Raw genomic sequence first — 22,051 nt, forward strand, 5'->3', positions numbered from 1 at the left:
ACGGTCGAACCGCTCAATCTTGACCAACCGATTCCTGCTGCGCCTCCACGGCTTTTCCTTCCGCTTTGTCGTCGCCCGTATCGTCGGTGTCTTCGATCGCCTTCTGAGGAACAAGAATGGTCGCCAACACGGCGTTCTCATCCGTCTTCAGCTCGACTTCCGGCGGCAGCTGCAAGTCCTTCGCTAGGAAGCTTCCGCCAAGCTCAAGGCCGCTGATATCGACGGCGATGGAGCCCGGCAAGTGATCCGGGAGACAGCGCACCTCCACCTCATGAAGCACGGCGGTCAGGACGCCCCCTTCCCGCTGGGCAGGCGATTCGCCCGTCAATTCAAGGCCGACCGTAGCACGGATCGGCTCGTTCATATTGATTTGGTGAAAATCGATGTGCAGCAGGCTGCGACTCAGGCTATCCCGCTGAATGCCGTTGATCATTACCGGGAATTTCCCCTGGTTCGGAATATCCATCTCCAGAATGGAATGCTGGTGATGCCGGAGCAGAGCGTTCAATTCCTTCTCGTTGATGGAGATCGGCGTACTCGGCACTTTCTTGCCGTATACGACCCCCGGTACTTGGCCTTGCTCCCGCATTTTCTTCAAGTCGGATTTCGTTATGCTGTCTTTGCGGTTCTCCGCTTTCAATGTCGTGGTCATATCTCGAAATACCTCCTGACAAAATGGCTAGTCTATGTTAACTTACCCATTTCGAGGAGGTTCGAAACATCACTCGGCCGACTTCTTGCTTTCTTTGGCCGCTTTGAACTTGCTGCGCATCTTGTCCGCATACCCCGGCTTGTTCACTTGCCGCTCGCGGGCAACCGCCATATCGTTGTCGTCCACGTTGTGTGTAATCGTCGAGCCGGCCACCAGGAAGGCCCCTTTGCCTACGGTCAGCGGAGCGACCAGATTGACGTTGCTGCCGACGAACGCATCGTCGCCGATGATCGTCCGGTGCTTGTTAAAGCCGTCGTAATTGACGGTAATCGCCCCGCAGCCGATATTGACGTTTTTGCCCACTTCCGCGTCGCCGATATAGCTCAGATGCGATACCTTGACCCCTTCGTCGAGAAAAGCGTTCTTGATCTCCACAAAGTCGCCGATCTTCACCTTGCCGGCCAGCTTCGCGCCGGGACGCAAATAAGCGAAAGGTCCTACCGTGGAGCCGTCTCCGACCTCGGCCCCGGACAGCACGGATTGGGTAATATGGACTCCGTTCCCGATAACCGTATCGGTAACGTCGCAATGAGGACCGAACGTGCAGTCTTCTCCGACGATCGTACGGCCCCGCAGCGCCGTACCAGGGTGAATGACCGTGTCCGCGCCGATGACGACGCCCTTCTCGATGTAGGTGCTTGCCGGATCGATCAAAGTAACGCCATTCGCCATATGCTGACGGTTGATGCGCTCTCGCATATATTTTTCCGCTTCCGACAAGGCAATGCGGTCGTTGACGCCGATCCATTCCGAAGGATCTGTCGTGCAGTAGCCGAGCACCTTCTCGCCTTGTTCGCGCAAAATACCGATAACATCGGTAAAATAATATTCGTTCTGGGCATTATTGTTGGTGACCTGGGCAAGCGCGGCGAACAGCTTGCGGTTGTCGAAGCAATACGTACCCGCATTGATCTCGGCAATCGCATCCTGCTCGGGCGTGCAATCTTTCTGTTCGACGATGCGCACCACATGGCCCTGCTCGTTGCGCACAATGCGCCCGTAGCCCTGGGGCACGTCCAACGTAGCGCTCATCAGCGTAGCCGCGGCGCCTTGTTCCCGGTGCAGCCGGATCATGGCCTCCAGGGAGTCCGGCCGAATGAGCGGGGTATCCCCGCAGATGACGACGGTAATCCCGTCCTCCTGCTCCAGCAGCGGCCCGGCCATCGATACGGCATGTCCCGTACCGAGCTGCTCGGCCTGAAGTGCGAATTCGGCCCGGTCCCCGACGTAAGTTTTTACCTGTTCCGCACCGTGACCGACGATCACGACCTTCCGGTCCGTCTGCACCGTATCGAGCACGTCCAGCACATGGCCGACCATAGGCTTGCCGCACACGGGATGAAGCACCTTGTACAGCTTCGATTTCATCCTCTTGCCTTGTCCGGCAGCCAGCACTACTCCTAATATCCGCATGTTTCGTCCTCCTCCTGACCACTTTCCCAAGGAAGCTTGCTTCGAAAGCAAAGGCTTCGTTTCCCTATCGAATATAGCGTAATTGGCGCAAAAAGAAAAGAGAGCCAAAAGTCGGGCTCTCTTCACTGTCTCATCAAATCAGGCTCCTTCTTCAATAACTTCTTCCTCGCTGGATACCCGGTCATACTCGGCCAAAACGGCCGCCTGAATTTTCTCGCGAGTGGTGGAAGAAATCGGATGAGCGATGTCTCGAAACTCTCCATCCGGTGTCCGCTTGCTCGGCATGGCAACGAACATCCCGTTGTTTCCGTCGATGACGCGAATGTCGTGAACGACGAATTCGTTGTCAATCGTAATGGAAGCAATCGCTTTCATTCTCCCCTCGGAGTTTACCCGGCGAAGACGTACATCAGTAATCTGCAATTGTGTTCACCACCTTTGGACTGTGCGAGACTTGGGTGTATACTTCCACATTCCAAAGCTAAATCCTCCTAGAATTTTCCGAAAAACCACGTTTTTTTAAAAATTTATTTGCAATTTAAACTTTTTCGACAACTTTCGCGGCGATCAGTTCTATTTCGACAAGAACGTCCTTGGGTAAGCGCGCTACCTCTACGGTGGACCGGGCTGGCTTATGGTCTCCGAAGTAAGACGCATAGATTTGATTGACCGTTGCAAACTGATTCATATCCTTGATAAATACCGTTGCTTTAAGTACATCGGACAAGGATGCTCCCGCTTGCTCCAGCACGGCCGACAAATTGCGGAATACTTGATGCGTCTGCTCCTCGATTCCCCCTTGCACCAGTTCGCCTTGCTCGTTCAGCGGAATTTGGCCCGAGGTGAAGACGAGATTGCCGAAAGCTACGGCTTGCGAATAAGGTCCGATGGCGGCAGGCGCCTTGGCAGTCGATACGATTTCAATGGTCATCGCAGTTTTCCCCTTTGTTTGGTACAAAGTCAGAGTTCGACCTATTCATAAAATCCGACTTTTGTACGAGATGGTTTTAGTTAAAATAAGTGCCTGGCAATACGGATATTTGTTTCGTTCTCGGATCGACGCTGGTCAACTTGGCGACCGATATGTAATCCTCGACCAGATGCTCTTCCACCTCGGCGGACTCGACGAACACGCCGACTCCCTGAACGGTTGCGCGAAATTCCTTCAGCAGGTCGATCATACCCTGGATCGTTCCCCCGGCCCGCATAAAGTCGTCGATGATCAGCACGTTCGAGTGCTCTTTGAGCGCCCTGCGTCCGAGCGACATCGTAGAGATGCGCTTGGTGGAGCCGGACACGTAGTTGATGCTCACCGCCGAGCCCTCGGTCACGCGGTTGTCGCGTCTGACGATGACGACGGGCAGGTTCAGATAAGTGGCGGTCGCGAAGGCGAGCGGAATGCCCTTGGTTTCCACGGTCATGACGACATCGAGCGGCTTGTCCGCGAAGGCGGTGGCGAACATCTTTCCGATCTCGCTTACCAGTCCCGGCTGGCCGAGCATGTCGCTCATATACAAATAACCGCCCGGCAGTACCCGGTCGGGCAGTTCAAGCTGTTTGCGTATGTCGTTCAAAATATCCAGGGAAGACGCTTTGGAGATTTTCGGTGTAAACTTGACCCCGCCCGCAGCGCCCGCAAGCGTATGCAGCTCGCCAAGCCCTTCCTCTTCGAACGCCTCTTTAATGATCGCCAAATCCTCGCTGATCGACGACTTGGCGGAAGCGTACCGTTCCGCGAATACGGTAAGCGGTATTAACGTGTGGGGGCGGAACAACAAATACTGCGTCATTTCCACCAATCTGGCACTACGTTTCAGTTTTTTCATGCGCCTCTCCCCCCACAACCGCAAATTCCGAATAATATACCAAAAATATATCACTTTCATCCGGCTTTTCGCAACTGGACTGCTTACGGCAGCAGACGCACCGCGTACACATCCTTGCAAAATCCGCGCAGGCCGTTGTAGATGCGGGCCACCTTGGACTGCTTTTGAACGAGCCCGAATACGGTCGGACCGCTCCCTGACATCATGACCCCGTCGGCACCGAGCCTCAGCATGCACTCCTTGATTTGCCGCACTTCGGGATAATGCCGGATTGTGACGTCCTCCAGCACGTTGCCCATGGCCGCGCACACGTCGGCGAACCGTTTCCCGCGAATGGCGCTCAGCATGTCCGCCGTAGACGGATGACGCTCGATGGCGCCGGCCTGCAGCCTGCCGTATATTTCTTGGGTCGACACGTGAATCGGCGGCTTGGCCAAAATCACCCAGCATTGCGGCGGTCCTTCGATCGGCTCCAGCTTCTCTCCCCGTCCTCTGGCGACCGCCGTCCCTCCCGTCACGCAGAACGGCACGTCGGAGCCGAGCTCCGCTCCAAGCGCCTGAAGCTCCGGAACGGGGATATTGAGCCTCCACAGCCGGTTCAGGCCGCGCAGAGCCGCAGCCGCATCGCTGCTCCCTCCGGCCAGCCCAGCCGCGACAGGGATTCGCTTATCCAAATGAATATAGACGCCGCTCCGGACGTCGTACCGTTCTTTAATCAGCCTGGCCGCTTGAAACGCCAGATTCTTCTCGTCGAGCGGGATGTATCCCGCCTGGCTGGCTATGATGATCGTATCCCGCGGAAGCTCCTGCATCTCCAGACGGTCGGCAAGGTCGATCATCGTCATGATCATTTCCACTTCATGATAGCCGTCGTCTCTCTTGCGCAGCACGTCGAGCAGCAAATTGATTTTCGCCGGCGCCTTCTCGTATATTTTCATAGTCCACAACCTTTACCGAAGCGATAACTAATTCCATATTATATCAAACAGGCAAACGAAAAGCTAAAACGGCGCGAAGCCGCTTTAGCTTGAAGTGAAGCTCTTTACCCGTATCGGCTATCGACGGGGGGAAGACGAATTGGAGAGCTGCTGCTCGGCGAGCTGGATCGCCCGCTTTACCATATTGCCGGCGTCCTTGGCCCGGATGCCTCCCCAGCCTTCCCGCTGCACCGTATCGTAGAAGCCCAGATCTTTAGCCAGCTCGTCCTTGAACGTCTCGGACATCATTCCTCGTCTGCGACGACTCATTCTGCATGCACCTCCTTCATAGGCGAATTGTTCGTATTATGTGAAAAAAGCGGCGAAACGATTCGTTTCGCCGCCGGTTACGCTGTATGAGGTTAATGCTGAATATAGGTGATACGGACTTGTCCTTCGTCCTGACATACGGTTACTTCGACCGACTCGGTCAAAATATCCGCGTAGCTGTAGGAAACACGCTTAAACGCGTTTTGGTCCTGGTCCAGCTTGACGATAAAGACAGAAGGGTAGGTTTCTTCCAACACACCGGAACGCTCGATCGTTTTCCGACGGCCTCCGTTAGCCCGCAACATGATCTTCTGCCCGACGTGGGCTTCCAAACTGCGTTTAATTTCCAACAGCGCATTTTTTGCCATTGTCAACTACCACCTCTTTCCTTGTCTATTATAACCCATCCAGAGGTAGTATGTCAAATCAAACTAAATATTATATCAGTGAACCAAACTTACTGTCAATGCCCTTTCTACTGCCTTTTTTTCGATTTTTAGGCCATTCTCCTCCGTAACATTCACATAATGTTCATATTTTATCCATTTTGACGGCAAAAAAGAAAAAAGCACCTTTCGGCACTTTTCAGGATGTTGCTGGTGTTTGTAATCTCGGCAGTCCAAGCCGGTAGCTCCCCCGCGTCTCGACGCCTCCGACGCCCTCGAAGCCGCTGATCGTGTTGCGGATGACATCGACGATGCTGACGGTGTCCTTCACGGACGTAAAGGCCGCCTTGATGGCGATGCAGGACGGATCGAGCGCGTGAATCAGCACCCTTCCGGGGGAGCTTGCAAAGTTTGCCCCGGACTTCAGCAGCGCTTCGAAATGGGACTGGCACGCCCCGGCAATGACGGTGAGCGAATCCAGGTTGCGGTCATACTGACGTGAAGCGTGAACCGCATTGATGAAGTTGTGCGAGTTCTTATAAATGTTCAGGTCGTTTATGTCCTTGTCCTTCATATGTTTCAAAATCCCGTCGTGTCCGGTAATGACGACAATGTCCGGCCGTACCTCCGGCAGCAGCCGGTACAGCGCCTGGCTCATATTCGCTTCGGTGACGAAATATCCTTCCGCCGGAACGCGGAATTCCTCGTACAATGCCATGCTTTTGCGCAAATACATCGGGTCGCCGTCCAGGTGCAGCACCTTGCCGGGTATCTCGAAGTAGGCATGGGGCATATGCTGCTCGCCGCCAAGCTGAGTCTGCTGCTTCTCCCGCTGCCACAGCCGGTAGCGCGCCAGCTCGCGCAGCGACTCGTTGACTTTCATCTGCGAATACTGCTGCTGGAGCGGCCGGGCGTCCTGCGCCGGCTGCAAATCCGCGACGGGCGAATCGGCCAACAGCCGGAAATCGACGCCTTTGAGCACCGCGCGCTGCACGTCGAGCGCGGCAATTTTAAAAATGACGTCTCCGCCATAGGACTTTCGAACGACCAGTTCTCCTTGCTTCATACTCCGTATCGCCTCCCTCGACTATCCTATGGGCGAGGTAGGCGTTTGGTGCGTATTATCGGAGCTGTTTGCGGTATGCCAATATGGCGTTGGCTAGTCGCGCGTATTCGTCGATTCCGAGCGTTTCGCCGCGCCGAACCGGATCGATGCCGCATTCGGCCAATATGCTTTCCATGGCGGGCTTGGACGCTTTATCGAATAGGCCGGCAAGCAGATTGTTGGACAGCGTCTTGCGCCGCTGGGCAAAGCAGGCATGCACGACCTCGAAGAACAAAGCCTCGTCCTCCACATGAACGGCAGGCGTCTGCCGCAGCTTCAGACGGATCACGGCCGAATCCACGTTGGGCTGAGGGATGAACACGGTAGGCGGCACAATGGCGACCACGTCCGGCTCGGCATAATATTGCACCGCGATGCTCAGACTGCCGTATTCTTTGCCCCCCGGCTTGGCAGCCATCCGCTCGGCCACTTCCCGTTGGATCATGACGACGATATATTCGAGCGGGAGCTTCTGTTCCAGCAGCTTCATCATGATCGGGGTCGTTACGTAGTAGGGCAGATTGGCCACCACGCTGACGCCGGAGCAGCCGGCAAAGTGCCGGGCCCATAGCTCGTCCAGATCCAACTTCAGCACGTCTCCGTGAACGACCGTGGCATGCGGATACGGCTGGAGCGTCTCCTCGAGAATCGGCAGCAGCCTTCCGTCGATCTCTACCGCGACGACCTTGCCCGCCGCCTTGGCCAGCTGTTGGGTCAGCGCTCCGATACCGGGACCGATCTCCAGCACGCCCTTCGTGTCGTCCAGCTTGGCCGCCGAAGCAATTTTGTTCAGAATGTTCAGATCGGTCAGAAAATTTTGGCCCAGGCTCTTTTTCAACGTAAACCCGTGCTTGCGGATGATATCCTGCGTACGCCTCGGCGTTGCGACGTCGGCTGTCGGATGTTCGTTCATTGCTTGTCTCCTCCCTCCTGCAAGGCGGTCATTTGTTCATACGCCTTGGCGAATTCTTCGTGCCCGATGCGAAACATCCGGCATCTCTTGTAAAATTGCTTTCCGTTGCAATAGCCGATGCCGAGCAGCTTGCCCATCTCGAGCCTGCGCGCAGCCGCCTGAGGATGCACGAGCAAGCCTGCGGCCATCAGATCGTCCATCGTTATGTCCGGCTCTCCGAGAGCGTCCTCGCCGACATCCGTGCGTACGTTGGCCAGCGCCTTGACGATCGCCTCCGGCGAAGCGTTTTCTACCCCGATGTCCGCTTTGCGCATCGCTTCCTCGCGGGACACGAAAGCATGCTTACAGCCTGGCACGCGAGCCGCGATTATTTTGCGGATACGCTCGCCGGCATGGTCGGGATCGGTGAACACGATGACGCCCCGTCGCTCCTGCGCCATGGCGATACGCTGCAGCACCTGCTCATTGATGGCCGAGCCGCCCGTTTCGATCGTCTCCGCCTCTACCGCACGACGGATGGCTACCGTATCGTCCCGTCCTTCGACGACGATAATTTCTCGGATCATGTGACGTTTCGTTCCTTTCCCTGAAGACGAACAAAAAGAAGAGGGCGCCCCTCTTCTTTTGCGTCGATCACTTTATTTACAATATACCGGACTGCGCTGTTACACGCAACCGCAATCCGGGTAATAACGAACAGAGCCTTCCTTCCTAAAGCCAAAATGACACGACTAGTTGACGGACGGCTTTTCCTTGCCGATTACGTATACTTTATAACCGCGCTTTAGGCCGAATCGTTTGGCATAATCGGAGCTGTCGAAATAAACGTCGATAATGTTGCCTTTGATAGCGCTACCAGTATCTTCTGCCCGACGGAAACCGATTCCTTCGATATATACCCACCAGCCGATCGGGATGACTTTAGGATCGACAGCGATGGTTCGCCCTTCGCTGACTTTCGTTCCCGAAAACGTCATGCCGTATTGCGGATGCTCGCTCGTTTTGCCTGTCGAAGCGGCATCGACGGAGTAGGCCGTCAACGTGACGTTACTAATAATTTGTTTATACGCGAACTTGACGCCGCCCTTGGTCACTTCCTCGATATCCGGCGAAGCGGCGGACAATACGACGACCGGGTTTTTCGTGCCTAGCGCCACGATCTGGTCGATCTGCTCCTGCTCGACCTTCGTATCGACGACGTTCTCGGCCACGAGCTGGCCGTCCTCGTACACCTTCTCGATCTTCTTGGCAAGAATGCCTTCCTTGCCTTCCGTTACGACCTGTTCCTTGCCTTTGAGCAAGTTTGGATCGTTGGTCTTGACCGTATCGAACGGAATCGACTCGGTCTGGTTTTCCAGCAGCTTCTGCACCCGTACAATCTGAATGGGTGTATTGGCCGCCAAAGCTTCTTCCTTGGCGGGAGTCAATTTATCGAGCTCCCCTAGGTCTACGCTCAGTTCCTCCAACGCCCCCGCAACGGTCTTGGCTACGGTGTAGCGCGTTTCCGTCTTGCCGTCAGCGGTCAATTGGACGGGAATGGCATGCGTGACGGTATACGTTGCCCCATGTCTGAGCTTCGTCTCCAACACGGCCGATACGCGGTCGTGCGTGCTTACGGATATGTGTTGTTCGTCGAGGAAGGCAGACAATGTCGCTTGTCTCGTCTTGATCTGCTTCTGCTCCCCATTGACGACCAGATCCACCTTTTTGATTGACGTACCATACAAAAGCAGTGCAAACATAACTGCCATCACGATCGAAAACAAAGCGCCTAGTGAAATCAAACGCAAGTTTTCATGCTTCCATCGCATTGCGAAAGACATGCTGGATGATCGTTTTACATGGGTGTTTCCGTTTGGAATAGCGCCCACTTATGCGGTCCTCCTTCATCAGTTCTCGCGGTCGAGTGTTACGCATGACTGGATTGACGCGGCCTGGTTTCAATTTTTGGATGATTCGATGCTTGCCATCGGCTGTTGCATGTTGGGGCTATGTTTATGACGACTTATGCCTAATTAGTCCGTACAGGATTATTTTCGAACATGTCGAAAATAAAAGCCGCATGGAAGAGGTACTCTTCTCGCGGCATATAACCGAATGCTCATCCCAGTCAAGGATGGCGCTTCGTTGCCCGACAATCGTGCCTCTCTCTTCACGCTTACGAGGTTAGCTGACGGGTTCGGGCAAGAGAGTCGCCCTATCCGAGACAAGCCGGGCGGACGGCTGCCTCGAAATTCACCCCATGTAAACTTGGTTCCCCCGATTCCCATTTGGAAATTCAGCGATAGTAAGTCGATGGCGGTATTCAATTTCGAATCATTATGATCGTAATATTAAAGCCTTATGAAAAAGCTGTAAAGAGGATGAAAAGTCCTTATTTTCGCGAAAAGCCGAAAAAAATGCTTTTATTCCGTTTTTTCTTGCAACAAATCCCTGTTTTTCTTCGTCATATACCTCTATGTCTTGAGATATATAGCCATTTTAGTAAAAACATCTTGTCCGAGATGCTGTTTTTCAGCCAAAAATGGTATGATGGAGTGAAAAACGCAACCAAAATTGGAGGGAAAAGATGGAAACCATACTCGAGGTGAAGGGGCTTTCAGGTGGATATATTTGGAATCGTCCGATCATTCGCGAGATTGATTTTTCGGTCGGTCCCGGAGAGATGATCGGGCTAATCGGACTGAATGGAGCTGGAAAAAGTACAACCATTAAACATATTTTGGGTCTTCTTGCTCCTCACGAAGGGTCGGTTCGCATCTTGGGTCGAGAAGCCGGGCAATCCGCGGAAACGTACCGCAGCTCATTTGCCTACGTGCCCGAATCGCCGGAATTGTATGAGGAATTGACCATCCGCGAGCATCTGCGGATGACGTCGATGGCATACGGCCTCGATTCCGCGCAATTCGAGCAAAAATCCGCCGTTCTGGCAGGACAATTCGACATGACGAACAAGCTGGATTCATTCCCGCAGACGCTGTCGAAAGGGATGCGGCAGAAGGTAATGATTATGAACGCCTTTCTCACTGAACCTCCTCTCTATATTATCGATGAGCCTTTTCTCGGACTGGACCCGCTAGGCATTCGCTCGCTACTCGAATTAATGGTCGAGCGCAAGCGCCAAGGCGCCTCCTTCCTGATCAGCTCGCACATTTTGTCCACGCTGGAAACGTATTGCGACCGGTTTATCGTGCTGCACCGGGGAAGAATCGCCGCACAGGGAGCGCTGTCGAATTTGCGCTCCCAGGTACCCGGGAGCGGTCCGGAATCGACCCTGGACGAGCTGTTCTACACCCTGGTGAAAGGCGGCGCTTCATGAACCCGGCGGCGGCGATCTGGAAGGAGCGTCTCTCCGCCCATCTGCGCATCGTAGCCCGGTATACGATTTACGCCGGGCGAAGCGGTTTGTTCATGTTCATGATGATCGTGTTCATCGCTTCCTCCTATATGTACGGCAAGGCGCTGATCCAACTACCGGAGACGTTCCCCTATATGCTCGTCATCACGTGCTGGCTGACGCCGTTTATCGCCTTAAGCCCAATCCGGACGCTGCTGCGCGAGGCCGATCTTGTATTCCTGCTCCCGATGGAGGCGAAGATGGGCGTTTATTTCCGCAATGCGCTGCTGTACAGCTTTGCCATGCAAGCGTTCGCGGTATTGTTTGCGTTATCGGCCGCCATGCCTCTCTACCGGCACGGCGCAGGCGACGGAGCGCTGCCCCTTCTCGGGCTCGCCCTATTAGCATTGGCTCTGAAATTCGCCAATCTGCTCGGAAGCTGGATGGAGAATAGCTTTGTACGTTCGGGCTACCGAACCTTGTTCCGTTTCGCGCGCTGGATAGGCAGCTTCGGCATCGTGTACGCGCTTTACCGGTACGGCTGGATAGCCGGAATCGGCAGCTTCGCTGCATCGTTCGCCATTATGGGCGGCTGGGCGGCCGCTTCGCGCAGGCTGAAAGTAAACTGGCCCTATTTGCGGCTCGTCGAGGCCGGGCACCGCACGAATCTGCTGCTCTTTTTCCATATGTTCATCGATGTGGACGAGCTGCCGAACCGCGTAAAACCAAGACGTGCCTTGTCCCGGTTGGCCGCGCGCGTCCCGTTTCGCAGCAGCGAAGCTTTCCGCTACTTGTATTGGCTGACCCTGCTCCGCTCCGAGCTGTTCGGCATCGTCTTGAGACTGTCGCTCGTCGCGCTCGCCATCCTGCTCGCCGTGGAAGGTCCGCTGCTGTTCGCCGCCGTTTACGTATTGTTCCAGGTGGTGACAGGCGTACAGCTCGGCTCGCTTCACCAGTTTCACCGCCATTCGGTCTGGCCGGCGCTGTACCCGCTTCCTGCAGCACTGCGGCAGAAATCCGCCGTTCGCGTTTCCTTCGCCGTCCAGTTGGCTCTTGCGTTGGTGCTCGCGCTTCCGTTATGCCGGCCGGCCGTCTTCACTCCTTGGCTGCTGGCCCTGCCGCTAATCGGGATCGCAATTGCTTTTGCTTTTCGCCGCGGAGCCGCTAAAAGGTCAGCCTGATCGGTACAAATAAAAGTCCCCGCTCCCTCGGATTGGCGCCTACAAAGGACGCCGGCCAACGGGACGGGGACTTTAAATTTCAATTAAATTTCTATTAAAGAGCCGGCATGCCGAACAGCCGCGTCGCGTTATCCGAAGTAATCGCCGCAATCTCCTCGAGCGTGACGCCTTTGAGCTCCGCGGCCGCTTCGGCGACCAGACGGACATACCCGGTCTCATTGCGTTTGCCGCGGTGCGGGTGAGGCGTTAAATAAGGCGCATCCGTCTCGATGAGCAACCGGTCGAGCGGCACCTGAGTCAGCACTTCCTTCGGCTGGCGCGCGTTTTTGAACGTGATCGGCCCGCCGAATGAGATGTAGAAATTCATATCGAGGCATAGCTTGGCCGTCTCCCAGCTTCCCGAGTAGCAGTGCATTACGCCGCCGACATCCTCCGCCTTCTCCTCGCGCAGCAGCTGCACGATATCTTGATGCGCTTCCCGGTTATGGATAGCGATCGGCATGCCGATACGCCGCGCCAGACGGATTTGCTCGCGGAAAACGCGGTGCTGCACGTCCTTGGGCGAGGTGTCCCAGTAGTAGTCCAAACCGATTTCGCCGATGGCCACCACTTTTTCCTTTTTGCACAGCTCTTCGATCCAGTCCAGATCGTCGGCGCGCATATCGATCGCATCCTGCGGATGCCAGCCCACGGCGGAATAAATAAAATCGAACCGCTCGGTGAGCTCGATCGAGGTCGGGATCGTCTCCCGGTTAAAGCCGATATTAATAATCCGGCTCACCCCTTGCTGGCGGGCGCGCTCGATAACCTCCTCCCGGTCGTCGTCAAACTGGCTCGCATTCAAATGTGTATGTGTATCTGTCAGCATAATGCCCCTCCGCGTTCATTTCTTCTTCTTTGCCGCATCAAGCCTGCTCCAGCAACCGTCGCAGTTCCGGCGACAGACAGCCGTCTGTCTTCGCGAGCAGCTCGGCGGGATAATAAATATGATGCTTGCCTCCGTGAATGCTGCTGATCGAACGGATAATGTCCGATTTGCGGGATATTTCCAGCAGCTCGTTTTTGCCGTTCAGCAGCCAAATCGGCAGGCTTTCCTCCTCGTTCCCGGCACGGTATACATCATAAGGCAAATCGGTCAAATAATCGATTTCCAGATAATAGTCCGGGTCGATTCCGCATGTCCGCATCCCTTGCCGCAGCTCTTCCTCCAGCGCCGGGTCCAGCAGATCCAACGCCGTATATCGGAACAGCCGACGGTTCATAAAGCGGGCGCACAGGTCCGATAAGATCGAGTCCGTTTCCTGCATCCATTGCGTAATGATCATTTGTACGTATGACTCGTCTAGGGTCAGGTAATCTTCAATCGTCATCCTGCGCTCCAGCAAGCCGGTAATCGGCCCGATCAAAAAACGGAACTCATACGACTTATCCTCATAAAGACGTTTGGCCCTCTCGAATATTTTACGGAGGACAATCTCTGAGCTGCGGGTAACCGGATGAAAGTACACTTGCCAATACATCTGGTAACGCGACATCAAATAGTCTTCAACGGCATGCATCCCGCTCTCCTTCACGACGAGATGCCCTTTAAACGGACGAATCACGCGTAAAATCCGCTCCATGTCGAACGTGCCGTAATGCACCCCGGTATAGTAGGCGTCCCGCAGCAAATAATCCATCCGATCGGCGTCCAATTGGCTGGAGATCAGACTGACGACGATTTCCTTGCCGTACGTTTTGCAAATCACGTCGGCCACTTTATTGGGCAAGTCCGGGTCGGCTTCGGTTAGGACGCGGTTCACCTCGGTATCCCCTAGAACGAGTTTGCAAGTCCATTCCTCGTGATGGGTGCCGAATACGCTCTCGATCGAATGGGAAAACGGCCCATGCCCGATATCGTGCAGAAGCGCCGCGCACAGGCACAACAGCCGCTCTTCGCTCGGCCAATCCGCATAGCCGTTGCGTTCGAATTGGGAAATAATTCGTCTCGTCACCTCGTACACGCCGAGGGAATGGGAGAATCGACTATGCTCCGCGCCATGAAACGTCATGAAGGAGGTGCCCAATTGACGAACTCGGCGCAGCCGTTGAAATTCTTTGGTATTAATCAAATTCCAGATCGTCTCGTCCTGCACGTAAATGTATTTGTGAACCGGATCTTTAAACACTTTTTCTTCCGTCAGCTGCCGGGGCATGCTCAACCTCCCGAACATTCATAGTTTGACCAGTCTCTTACTTACAAGTATATACCAAACCGGCGAAAAAGCCTCGCACAAACAGAAGATGGCGACATTCGCCAGCGGCAGAAATCGTATGCTGTCGACGTTCGACATATGGTACAAGAAATTGTCGAAAACTATTCAATTTTTGTCTTCCAAATTACGAGTCTTTCTGTTATCCTTTTGTTATCCGCACTGGGGTTTTATGTGTAAAGCTCTAGCGCCCCTTATAAGAAAAAGCTGATAATATCAGCACTTCCCGGCACTGTCAAATGAATTCGCGCGCGCGAAACTACATCTGTACGTCTCAATTCGCGTTGACTATTATGGGAATGGTTGGTATGATTATTAACGAAAACATTGTCGAATAATGACGAAAATTTTGAGAGGAGTTTGAACATATGATGAAATCAACAGGTATTGTCCGAAAAGTTGACGAACTCGGGCGTGTCGTGATTCCGATAGAGCTTCGCCGTACGCTGGGAATCGGGGAGAAAGACGCTTTGGAAATTTACGTAGACGGAGAGCGCATCATGCTCAAAAAATACGAGCCTGCTTGTATTTTCACCGGCAACGCCGACAACCTCGTCTACTTTAAAGGAAAGATGATCAGCAAAGAATGTTTGGCCGAGTTAGCAGAAATTTATAATTCTATGACAAATTAAAAGACAAAATCGGAATTATAGGTTATAATAGAACTACGAACAAGTTAATTCTAACCTTTATATATCTCCTCTGTAATCCCCAAGTGCGATGTGATGGCGTTGCGCTTGGGGATCTTTTTTTGTTTTCGTCATTTTTCAAGCAGAGCGTTGTAGATATCCCTCTTGCTGACGCCCCGATCTGCTGCGGCTCGTTTCATCGCATCCTTGCGGTCGCCGCTCTCCCGTTCGTATCGTTCCACGTGCTCTTCCAAAGTCAGTTCCGCCCACCAAGCGCCCTCTGCACCGCCCGCTTCCTCCGCTTCGCCGCCGCGATCGACCACCAGACAATATTCGCCCATCGTTTCTTTATCCGACAGCCATTCCACGCATTCCGTTACCGTCCCGCGTACGATCTCCTCATAGCGTTTCGTCAGCTCCCGGACCACGGCGACGGAAGCTTGCGGCCACATGTCCCGTATTGTCTCCAGCGTCTTAATCACCCGATGCGGCGATTCGTAGAAAATGAGCGTTGCCGGCGTCCGGCCGAGCTTGTCCAGCTCCTCCCTCTGCTTCTTGCGCTCTCGAGGCAGAAAGCCGGCGAACAGGAAGCGTTCCGTCGGCAAGCCGGACGCAATAAGCGCACATAATGCCGCATTCGCTCCGGGAATCGGCACGACCGGGATACCCGCATCCACCGCGAGACGTACGAGCTCGTAGCCCGGATCGGAGATGGCCGGCATCCCGGCGTCGCTCACCAATGCCAACGACTTGCCTTCGCCGAGTATCCGCACAAGCTCCGGACCGCTGGCATGCTTATTATGCTCATGATAGCTGAAGAGCCGCGCCTGAATATCAAAATGCGTAAGCAGCTTGCGGGTCTGCCGCGTATCCTCCGCCGCTATGCAATCCACCTCGCGCAGGATACGCACGCTGCGGTACGTCATATCTTCCAAATTGCCGATCGGCGTCGCGACGAGATACAGCGTTCCCGTGTTTCGCTGCGGCTCGTAGCTTTTCTGCACCTGCACACCCATCCGCTCACCCCCTATGGATAACTTGCTAGTCTGTCGCCATTCTTCATTATAAGCCGTTACTGCCACCGGCAGTTCAGGCGGCTCCGTCGCTCGAAACGCTCAATCTTTCATTCCCTGGGGAACAAGCTTATCGGCATGACCGTAATACACATCGAGCAGTTCCTGGCAATACCGGTCGCCCTCGTATACGATCAGCGGCGGCTGCAGCCGTACCTCCGGTTTTCCGTCACGAACCGCTTCGATCAAAACGATGTTTGCTTCTTCTCCAGCGCGCGGGTGAACAAACCGGATACGCTTCGGCTCCAGACGGTGCTGGCGCATGCCGACTATAATTTCCGTAAGCCGCGAAGGGCGGTGCACCATGGCGACCTTCCCCTTGCTGCGGACGAGCCGGCTGCAGGCTGCCAGCACCTGGTCCAGTGTACAGTACAGCTCATGCCGGGCCGCCGCGATATGCGGATTCGTTTTGCGGTCGCCTGACGATACTGGCAAGTAAGGCGGGTTGACGGTGACCAGATCGAACTGGCCGTGCCCGAGCTCCTTGTGAGCCACATTGAGATCGGCTTGCAGAACCGAAATGCGTTCCTCCAACCGGTTCAGCCGAACGCTGCGGTCGGCCATATCGGCCAGCCGCTCCTGAATTTCCACCGCGACAATCTCTCCGCGGGTGCGGGTTGACAGCAGCAGTGCAACGACACCGTTGCCGGAGCACAAGTCGACGGCTCTCGCGCTGGGCGTTACAGAGCAGAAACGGCCAAGCAGCACGGCGTCGAGCGAGAAGCTGAATACATCCTCGCTCTGAATGATGCGCAGATCATGGGTAAGCAGGTCGTCTATGCGTTCTCCCTCCTGCAGGGACACTTGGGGATTGTCCAAATCAGCTACTCCTTTCCGCCGTCAAGTCGAAAAAAACCGTAGAGCCTGGCGTCCGGCGCAAAGCTTCCTTTGCCTTCCGAACCCGTTCTCTACGGCACCCTTCAGCCTGATCGGCTTTATTTGTTGAGGAACGACAGGCAAAACAGACAATCCTTCTCCGTCCGCAGATGTCCGTAATGCACGTTGCATATATGAAACCCTTCCAGATAAAGCCTGGCCAAGTTATCGTAGCCTTCCCCGACGGCCGGAATATCTTTGGCCGCTTTCTCCGGCAGATCTTTGACCGGCTCTCCGTCTTCGTGGTCCCGTCTAAGCAGCTTGCGCAGCTGCTGGTTTTCAATACTCAGTCTTTTGTTTTCCTCAAGCAACTGGACAACCTCTTGCTTCAATGAGCCGATAACCTGATGTATGTCGCCCATTTGCTCTTCCAACTGATGCATTTGCGTAAACAAGTCCTTTTTTTCCACGTTTGCACCTCGAGCGTCCCAACTATCGGTTAATCTTGTTCCACCACATCGTCGCAAGGCATGACCTCGATTTTGCCCCCATCGAACAATTGCACTTTGACTGTGCGGTTCTCTACATGCAAGCCTACCACTTTTCCGTTGCCCATGGATGTGATAACGACGCAGCCCACCTTCGGCATTTCCTGCTTGCCGCTTTCGTACTGGTCGTGCTCGTATTTCAAGCAGCACATCAGCCGGCCGCAAAGCCCGGAAATTTTCGTCGGATTGAGCGACAGGTTCTGGTCTTTGGCCATCTTGATGGATACCGGTTCGAAATCGCCCAGAAACGACGAGCAGCACAGTATGCGGCCGCAAGGTCCGATTCCGCCCAGCATCTTGGCTTCGTCGCGCACTCCGATCTGCCGAAGCTCGATCCGCGTCCGGAAGATGCCGGCCAAGTCTTTGACCAGCTCGCGAAAATCGATCCGTCCTTCCGCCGTAAAATAAAAAATAATTTTATTGCGGTCAAACGTGTACTCCACGTCCACAAGCTTCATTTTGAGCTGATGTTCTTTTATTTTATCATGACATGTCGTCATGGCGCCCCTTGCCGCTTGCTTGTTGTCCTCCACCAGCTTCGCGTCGGTATGGTCAGCTACGCGGATGACTCGTTTGAGCGGCAGTACCACATCCGATTCGCCAACGGTCCGTTTGCCGATGACGACTCTCCCGTACTCTACTCCACGGGCCGTCTCCACGATAACCGCATCTTCTTGTGCTATAGGAAGATCCGATGGATCGAAATAATACACTTTACCCGCTTTCTTAAACCGGACTCCTACAACGTCGTACATCTGCTCCCCTCCTGAGAAACTCATTTGACCCCGATCAGAAACTGTTCCAGCACCAGCTGCGCATTCGCGTTGGAACGCAGACGCTTGCGGGCTTCCACGGCTTGCTCCATGCAGCCGATCCAACCGTCCGCATCCCGGGTGAAGGCAGCCTTGACCAGCCAGTCGGACTGATCTATATAGACGATGCTTGACTTTCTTCCGCACGATACATGAATCAAGTCTTTGAACCATAACATAATCATATCGAACAACGTGTCCAAATGATCGGCAACTTCGGACTTCATCACCTTCTGCTGAACGGAGACAACAAAAGGCTGCTTGCCAGCCAAGTCCTTCATTAATTGTATCATCACGTTTCTCGTTTCTGCAAACCAATTTATTTGGATGAGCTCGCGGGCCGCCTCTACGCCAGCAGCCAATTGGGCAGCGACATGAACAAGCTCGGGAGCAAGCCCTTCGGCAAGCAGCTTCTGTCTAATGCGCTCCGGCGGAAGCGGGAAAAACTGCACCCACTGGGCCCGAGACTGGATCGTCGGCAGAAGCGCCTGGCCGTTCTGCGTCAGCAGAATGCCGATAATCGGCGATTGCGGCTCTTCGAGAAATTTAAGCAGACTGTTCGCGGCCTGCGTCGTCATCCGGTCGGCCTCGTTCAATACGTATACTTTCGTGCCCGAGGTCGAGGAGCGGTAAGCAAACTGCTGCTGCAGCTCGCGGATCTGGTCGATCTTAATGCTCGCGCCGTCCGGCTCGATCCAGTACAAATCGGGATGGTTGCCGTGGGCGAGCTTGCGGCACTCCAGGCATTCCCCGCAAGCGTTGTCCGCGTTGCGGCTGCAGAACAGCGCCGCGACGAAGGCACGAGCCGTCTCTTTGCGTCCGCTTCCGGACGGACCGGCGAATATATAAGCATGGGACAGCTTGTCCATGCGCAAGCCGTTTTGCAACAACCGCTTAGCGCGTTCCTGTCCCGGTATCATTTCAAAGTTCATATCGGTTCTCTCCAATGGCTAATAAAGCAAATTGATCAGCAGCCCGCGAATTTCGCCGACCTTGCCAAGCAGCTCGATTTTGCCTTCTTCCGTCTCGAGCAGGCCGTCCGCCAATTCAATCAGGTGCCGATCAATTTCATCCAGCAGTTTATATCGCTTGCCCCGGCCCCGGCGGTCCCATCCGGTCGTATCTTTAATCCCGACTCCTTTGCGTACCGTATTCTCCAAAAACTGCTTCACCAGCATCTTGTAAGCGCGCAGCTCGCGGACGGTCATCGATTTGCTCAGCCGCTCTCCCTGCAGCTGAACTTGCTGCAGCATGCGGTTCAACTGCTCGGCGTCCGCTTTTCCTTTCTGCTGACTCATCATATCGGAGAAGCTTTTGGGAGCCGCCGTAGCCGCAGCCGGATTATCGGTAATAGGAAGCTGTTTGCCGAATGAGCGCAAGCCGGGATTTATTTTCACGACACTCTAACCTTCCTTTGTTTAAAATCGTTCGTTAAAAGTGCTCGAACCGCTCAACCGGAAGCACGAACACCGCTGCGCCGCCCACCTGCACCTCGACCGGGAACGGAATATAAGAATCCGTCGTGCCGCCCATCGGCGATACGGGAGTTACCAGCTGCTCACGCACTTTGCAGTTCGCCTTGATGACCTGAAACACTTCATGGATGCGCTCGTCTTCGATCCCGATCATAAACGTCGTATTGCCGGCTTTCAAAAATCCGCCGGTGCTCGCGAGCTTGGTGGCGCGAAATCCTTCTTTGACCAGCGCATTGGACAACCGGCTGCTATCTTTATCCTGAACTACCGCAATAACAAGTTTCATAAGCATAACCTCCCCGGATTGAAATCAATCTGCAACTGGCAGTAAAAACAGTATATCACACTTACTGGAAAACGTTTGCAAGGTCATTATGTCTACTCTTTATTATACACTATTTTGCCCGTCCGTGTTCCAGAGGCGGGATCTTGCGCCTGCCGCCCTCCCTCGCTTAAAGCCGGATTTTTTTACCGCTCAACCGGTCGGCCAGCACGCCGCACAGCGCCTCCGCGACTTCACCTTCGGGCCGCTCCGCATCGATCCGCACGATCCGATCCGGATACAGGTTCAGCAGCTGCAAATATCCGCCGCGCACCTTCTCATGAAAAGCGAGCGCCTCCAGATCGAGCCGGTTCACTTCGCGCGCCTCGTTGGCCCGGATTCGTTCCAGCCCGACCTGCGGAGGAATATCGAGGAAAAACGTAAGCTCCGGCATCGTCCCGTTAATAGCGAACCGGTTAATCTCCAGCACTTCCTCCAAGCCGAGCCCGCGCGCAATGCCTTGATAAGCGAGACTGCTGTCGATAAACCGGTCGCACAGCACGGCTTTCCCGGCCTCCAGCGCCGGCATTACCTTCTGAACGAGATGCTGGCGGCGTGCCGCCGCGTACAACAGCGCTTCCGTTCGCCCGTCCATCTCGACGTTGCGCGTATCCAGAATCAGCTCGCGGATCTGCTCCGCGATCGCTATGCCCCCCGGCTCGCGAGTAATGACCACTTCAAATCCGTATGCTTGCAAAACCGGCACCATCGAGCGGATCGCAGACGTTTTGCCGGCTCCCTCTCCGCCTTCTTATAAAGACTTGCAAAAATGTCTAAACGGCTGAATCCCTTATCACACAGGGATTTTTACTTAATATGGTTCCATTATATTATTAGACAGCTCGATAGTCTATGAAACTGAATTAATGTTTAGGATATTACAAAAAATGGATAAAAACTTAGACATATTTCTATATAATGCTCCCATAGTCTGAGACACGGGAGGGAAAAAAATAAGTTATAATGAAACCATGGAAAAACGGAACCGATATACCGCAGAGTTTAAAACAAAAGTCGTGCTGGAGGTGCTCCGTGAGGAGCAGACCGTAAACGAGATTGCCGCTAAATACGAGCTCAGCCCTGTAATGATTAGCCGATGGAAGTCGGAGTTTCTAGAACGTGCCACCACGGTGTTTGAGAAGAAGACCAGTGAAGTGGAAAAAGCAAGAAAGGAGTACGAAAGCAAGCAAGAGCATCTGGAGAAGCTGGTTGGCCAACTCACGGTAGAGGTCGACTGGCTCAAAAAAAAATCTGGCCTCAAATGAACCGTGTGAAGCACGTAAGGCAATGATTGAGCGTGACAATGTTGAGATCACCATCAAACGCCAGGCGGATCTTCTTAGTATTAACCGAACGAGCGTATACCGTCCCGAGAAGGAGCGAACGGAGAACGAAGCCAATGTAAAGATGATGCATCGGATCGACGAAATCTATACGAAGCAGCCTTACTTCGGCTATCGGCGCATGACCTGGTTTCTTCAAGAGCAGGGTTTTGAGATTAATCGTAAGCGTGTGCGGCGTCTCATGCGACGTATGGGCTTGGAAGCGATCTACCCCAAGCCGAACCTGAGCAAGCGCCTGCATGCCACATATACCCGCCCTTATCTGCTTCGCGGCTTACCAATCGACCGTCCAAATCAGGTCTGGGGGATTGACATCACCTATGAACTGCTAGAGAAAGCAGGAGTGAAGGTTTCGATGGAGGGCAAAGGCCGGGCAACGGATAACAGCCGCACAGAGCGTTATTTCAGGTCGCTTAAGTACGAATGCATCTATCTCAATGAATTTGAAGACCCTCGCGCGCTGCGTAAAGGGATAGCTCACTATGTCCAATTTTACAATACAGAACGGCCTCATGCATCTCTAAGAGGAGCCAAGCCTGATCAATTCTATGCCCATTCCACTGACAAAATCGCATCGTAGACTGCAGTCTACAAGATAAGGAGGATTAACTTATTCCTTAGAAATTCGTCTTGACAATAGGGGGCATTACACTAGACATAC

The 22,051-nt window shown here is 54.1% G+C and carries 25 protein-coding genes, 1 pseudogene and 1 riboswitch; of the genes and pseudogenes, 4 read left to right on the plus strand and 22 right to left on the minus strand.

Features of this window, described 5'->3' with window-relative positions; translation table 11 throughout:
• Positions 1 to 13 precede the first annotated feature (13 nt).
• From ABD796_RS30195 to ABD796_RS30250, 12 genes are all read right to left on the minus strand, one after another.
• Positions 14 to 652: a 50S ribosomal protein L25 gene (locus ABD796_RS30195; RefSeq protein ID WP_344915474.1), complete on the minus strand. Its 639-nt coding sequence runs from the start codon at positions 650 to 652 to the stop codon at positions 14 to 16.
• A gap of 69 nt (positions 653 to 721) precedes the next feature.
• Positions 722 to 2,125, minus strand: a complete 1,404-nt coding sequence (glmU, locus tag ABD796_RS30200) for a bifunctional UDP-N-acetylglucosamine diphosphorylase/glucosamine-1-phosphate N-acetyltransferase GlmU (RefSeq protein WP_344915476.1) — start codon at positions 2,123 to 2,125, stop codon at positions 722 to 724.
• A gap of 138 nt (positions 2,126 to 2,263) precedes the next feature.
• Positions 2,264 to 2,548 (minus strand): septation regulator SpoVG, encoded by a 285-nt coding sequence (gene spoVG / locus ABD796_RS30205; protein WP_110843786.1) that lies wholly within the window; start codon positions 2,546 to 2,548, stop codon positions 2,264 to 2,266.
• Between the two features lie 115 nt (positions 2,549 to 2,663).
• Positions 2,664 to 3,056 carry a RidA family protein gene (locus ABD796_RS30210; protein ID WP_344915480.1) on the minus strand — a complete coding sequence of 131 codons (393 nt, stop codon included), beginning with the start codon at positions 3,054 to 3,056 and terminating at the stop codon, positions 2,664 to 2,666.
• A gap of 76 nt (positions 3,057 to 3,132) precedes the next feature.
• Entirely contained in the window at positions 3,133 to 3,951 is an 819-nt protein-coding gene (gene purR / locus ABD796_RS30215) for a pur operon repressor (RefSeq protein ID WP_344915482.1), read from the minus strand.
• Positions 3,952 to 4,034: 83 nt separating this feature from the next.
• Positions 4,035 to 4,889 (minus strand): 4-(cytidine 5'-diphospho)-2-C-methyl-D-erythritol kinase, encoded by an 855-nt coding sequence (ispE, locus tag ABD796_RS30220; protein WP_344915485.1) that lies wholly within the window; start codon positions 4,887 to 4,889, stop codon positions 4,035 to 4,037.
• Between the two features lie 117 nt (positions 4,890 to 5,006).
• Positions 5,007 to 5,198, minus strand: a complete 192-nt coding sequence (locus tag ABD796_RS30225; protein ID WP_344915487.1) for a small, acid-soluble spore protein, alpha/beta type — start codon at positions 5,196 to 5,198, stop codon at positions 5,007 to 5,009.
• Between the two features lie 92 nt (positions 5,199 to 5,290).
• Positions 5,291 to 5,566 (minus strand): biofilm formation stimulator Veg, encoded by a 276-nt coding sequence (gene veg, locus ABD796_RS30230; protein ID WP_344915489.1) that lies wholly within the window; start codon positions 5,564 to 5,566, stop codon positions 5,291 to 5,293.
• A 217-nt stretch (positions 5,567 to 5,783) separates the two neighbouring features.
• Positions 5,784 to 6,650, minus strand: a complete 867-nt coding sequence (gene yabG / locus ABD796_RS30235) for a sporulation peptidase YabG (RefSeq protein WP_344915491.1) — start codon at positions 6,648 to 6,650, stop codon at positions 5,784 to 5,786.
• A gap of 55 nt (positions 6,651 to 6,705) precedes the next feature.
• On the minus strand, positions 6,706 to 7,602 hold the full coding sequence (gene rsmA, locus ABD796_RS30240; RefSeq protein WP_344915493.1) for a 16S rRNA (adenine(1518)-N(6)/adenine(1519)-N(6))-dimethyltransferase RsmA: 897 nt from the start codon (positions 7,600 to 7,602) through the stop codon (positions 6,706 to 6,708).
• Positions 7,599 to 8,168 carry a ribonuclease M5 gene (gene rnmV / locus ABD796_RS30245; protein WP_344915495.1) on the minus strand — a complete coding sequence of 190 codons (570 nt, stop codon included), beginning with the start codon at positions 8,166 to 8,168 and terminating at the stop codon, positions 7,599 to 7,601. The genes rsmA and rnmV overlap by 4 nt, the downstream gene beginning before the upstream one ends.
• Positions 8,169 to 8,333: 165 nt before the next feature.
• On the minus strand, positions 8,334 to 9,392 hold the full coding sequence (locus tag ABD796_RS30250; protein ID WP_379120461.1) for a resuscitation-promoting factor: 1,059 nt from the start codon (positions 9,390 to 9,392) through the stop codon (positions 8,334 to 8,336).
• A 351-nt stretch (positions 9,393 to 9,743) separates the two neighbouring features.
• Positions 9,744 to 9,896, minus strand: a riboswitch (cyclic di-AMP (ydaO/yuaA leader).
• Between the two features lie 275 nt (positions 9,897 to 10,171).
• Here ABD796_RS30250 and ABD796_RS30255 point away from each other — a divergent pair.
• On the plus strand, positions 10,172 to 10,921 hold the full coding sequence (locus ABD796_RS30255) for an ABC transporter ATP-binding protein (RefSeq protein WP_344915497.1): 750 nt from the start codon (positions 10,172 to 10,174) through the stop codon (positions 10,919 to 10,921).
• On the plus strand, positions 10,918 to 12,120 hold the full coding sequence (locus ABD796_RS30260) for an ABC transporter permease (protein ID WP_344915499.1): 1,203 nt from the start codon (positions 10,918 to 10,920) through the stop codon (positions 12,118 to 12,120). The genes ABD796_RS30255 and ABD796_RS30260 overlap by 4 nt, the downstream gene beginning before the upstream one ends.
• Before the next feature lie 94 nt (positions 12,121 to 12,214).
• On the opposite strand, the gene ABD796_RS30265 is transcribed toward ABD796_RS30260, so the two are convergent.
• Both ABD796_RS30265 and ABD796_RS30270 read right to left on the minus strand, forming a co-directional pair.
• Positions 12,215 to 12,988 (minus strand): TatD family hydrolase, encoded by a 774-nt coding sequence (locus ABD796_RS30265; protein ID WP_344915501.1) that lies wholly within the window; start codon positions 12,986 to 12,988, stop codon positions 12,215 to 12,217.
• Between the two features lie 37 nt (positions 12,989 to 13,025).
• Positions 13,026 to 14,315: an HD domain-containing protein gene (locus ABD796_RS30270; protein ID WP_344915503.1), complete on the minus strand. Its 1,290-nt coding sequence runs from the start codon at positions 14,313 to 14,315 to the stop codon at positions 13,026 to 13,028.
• Between the two features lie 425 nt (positions 14,316 to 14,740).
• Between ABD796_RS30270 and ABD796_RS30275 the strand changes: the two genes are divergently transcribed.
• The gene (locus ABD796_RS30275; protein ID WP_120751344.1) at positions 14,741 to 15,004 is read left to right on the plus strand and encodes an AbrB/MazE/SpoVT family DNA-binding domain-containing protein; all 264 of its coding nucleotides are present in this window, start codon (positions 14,741 to 14,743) and stop codon (positions 15,002 to 15,004) included.
• A 128-nt stretch (positions 15,005 to 15,132) separates the two neighbouring features.
• Here ABD796_RS30275 and rsmI read toward each other — a convergent pair whose 3' ends face one another.
• The 8 genes from rsmI to tmk all read right to left on the minus strand — a co-directional run bounded on the left by rsmI (position 15,133) and on the right by tmk (position 20,756).
• Entirely contained in the window at positions 15,133 to 16,017 is an 885-nt protein-coding gene (gene rsmI, locus ABD796_RS30280; RefSeq protein ID WP_344915507.1) for a 16S rRNA (cytidine(1402)-2'-O)-methyltransferase, read from the minus strand.
• Positions 16,018 to 16,116: 99 nt separating this feature from the next.
• Positions 16,117 to 16,893, minus strand: coding sequence for a tRNA1(Val) (adenine(37)-N6)-methyltransferase (locus ABD796_RS30285; protein WP_344915509.1), 777 nt, complete (start codon positions 16,891 to 16,893; stop codon positions 16,117 to 16,119).
• 116 nt (positions 16,894 to 17,009) lie between these two features.
• On the minus strand, positions 17,010 to 17,360 hold the full coding sequence (gene yabA, locus ABD796_RS30290) for a DNA replication initiation control protein YabA (protein ID WP_344915511.1): 351 nt from the start codon (positions 17,358 to 17,360) through the stop codon (positions 17,010 to 17,012).
• A gap of 29 nt (positions 17,361 to 17,389) precedes the next feature.
• Positions 17,390 to 18,193, minus strand: a complete 804-nt coding sequence (locus tag ABD796_RS30295) for a PSP1 domain-containing protein (protein WP_344915513.1) — start codon at positions 18,191 to 18,193, stop codon at positions 17,390 to 17,392.
• A gap of 20 nt (positions 18,194 to 18,213) precedes the next feature.
• Positions 18,214 to 19,182, minus strand: coding sequence for a DNA polymerase III subunit delta' (gene holB / locus ABD796_RS30300; RefSeq protein ID WP_344915515.1), 969 nt, complete (start codon positions 19,180 to 19,182; stop codon positions 18,214 to 18,216).
• A gap of 18 nt (positions 19,183 to 19,200) precedes the next feature.
• Positions 19,201 to 19,647: a YaaR family protein gene (locus tag ABD796_RS30305; protein ID WP_344915517.1), complete on the minus strand. Its 447-nt coding sequence runs from the start codon at positions 19,645 to 19,647 to the stop codon at positions 19,201 to 19,203.
• Between the two features lie 34 nt (positions 19,648 to 19,681).
• Positions 19,682 to 20,011 carry a cyclic-di-AMP receptor gene (locus tag ABD796_RS30310; protein ID WP_344915519.1) on the minus strand — a complete coding sequence of 110 codons (330 nt, stop codon included), beginning with the start codon at positions 20,009 to 20,011 and terminating at the stop codon, positions 19,682 to 19,684.
• A 166-nt stretch (positions 20,012 to 20,177) separates the two neighbouring features.
• Positions 20,178 to 20,756 carry a dTMP kinase gene (gene tmk / locus ABD796_RS30315; RefSeq protein ID WP_379120452.1) on the minus strand — a complete coding sequence of 193 codons (579 nt, stop codon included), beginning with the start codon at positions 20,754 to 20,756 and terminating at the stop codon, positions 20,178 to 20,180.
• Positions 20,757 to 21,018: 262 nt separating this feature from the next.
• On the opposite strand from tmk, the pseudogene ABD796_RS30325 reads away from it, so the two are divergent.
• Positions 21,019 to 21,970 (plus strand): annotated as a pseudogene (locus ABD796_RS30325) (IS3 family transposase).
• Positions 21,971 to 22,051 lie beyond the last annotated feature (81 nt).

The organism is Paenibacillus hodogayensis (assembly GCF_039536325.1).
GTDB classification, from domain to species: domain Bacteria; phylum Bacillota; class Bacilli; order Paenibacillales; family NBRC-103111; genus Paenibacillus_AB; species Paenibacillus_AB hodogayensis.

Coding starts and splice junctions, on each gene's coding strand:
- ABD796_RS30195 (WP_344915474.1), bottom strand. CDS start 652: ATGACCACGACATTGAAAGCGGAGAACCGCAAAGACAGCATAACGAAA.
- glmU (WP_344915476.1), bottom strand. CDS start 2,125: ATGCGGATATTAGGAGTAGTGCTGGCTGCCGGACAAGGCAAGAGGATG.
- ABD796_RS30210 (WP_344915480.1), bottom strand. CDS start 3,056: ATGACCATTGAAATCGTATCGACTGCCAAGGCGCCTGCCGCCATCGGA.
- purR (WP_344915482.1), bottom strand. CDS start 3,951: ATGAAAAAACTGAAACGTAGTGCCAGATTGGTGGAAATGACGCAGTAT.
- ispE (WP_344915485.1), bottom strand. CDS start 4,889: ATGAAAATATACGAGAAGGCGCCGGCGAAAATCAATTTGCTGCTCGAC.
- ABD796_RS30225 (WP_344915487.1), bottom strand. CDS start 5,198: ATGAGTCGTCGCAGACGAGGAATGATGTCCGAGACGTTCAAGGACGAG.
- veg (WP_344915489.1), bottom strand. CDS start 5,566: ATGGCAAAAAATGCGCTGTTGGAAATTAAACGCAGTTTGGAAGCCCAC.
- yabG (WP_344915491.1), bottom strand. CDS start 6,650: ATGAAGCAAGGAGAACTGGTCGTTCGAAAGTCCTATGGCGGAGACGTC.
- rsmA (WP_344915493.1), bottom strand. CDS start 7,602: ATGAACGAACATCCGACAGCCGACGTCGCAACGCCGAGGCGTACGCAG.
- rnmV (WP_344915495.1), bottom strand. CDS start 8,168: ATGATCCGAGAAATTATCGTCGTCGAAGGACGGGACGATACGGTAGCC.
- ABD796_RS30255 (WP_344915497.1), top strand. CDS start 10,172: ATGGAAACCATACTCGAGGTGAAGGGGCTTTCAGGTGGATATATTTGG.
- ABD796_RS30260 (WP_344915499.1), top strand. CDS start 10,918: ATGAACCCGGCGGCGGCGATCTGGAAGGAGCGTCTCTCCGCCCATCTG.
- ABD796_RS30265 (WP_344915501.1), bottom strand. CDS start 12,988: ATGCTGACAGATACACATACACATTTGAATGCGAGCCAGTTTGACGAC.
- ABD796_RS30270 (WP_344915503.1), bottom strand. CDS start 14,315: ATGCCCCGGCAGCTGACGGAAGAAAAAGTGTTTAAAGATCCGGTTCAC.
- ABD796_RS30275 (WP_120751344.1), top strand. CDS start 14,741: ATGATGAAATCAACAGGTATTGTCCGAAAAGTTGACGAACTCGGGCGT.
- rsmI (WP_344915507.1), bottom strand. CDS start 16,017: ATGGGTGTGCAGGTGCAGAAAAGCTACGAGCCGCAGCGAAACACGGGA.
- ABD796_RS30295 (WP_344915513.1), bottom strand. CDS start 18,193: ATGTACGACGTTGTAGGAGTCCGGTTTAAGAAAGCGGGTAAAGTGTAT.
- holB (WP_344915515.1), bottom strand. CDS start 19,182: ATGAACTTTGAAATGATACCGGGACAGGAACGCGCTAAGCGGTTGTTG.
- ABD796_RS30310 (WP_344915519.1), bottom strand. CDS start 20,011: ATGAAACTTGTTATTGCGGTAGTTCAGGATAAAGATAGCAGCCGGTTG.
- tmk (WP_379120452.1), bottom strand. CDS start 20,756: ATGGTGCCGGTTTTGCAAGCATACGGATTTGAAGTGGTCATTACTCGC.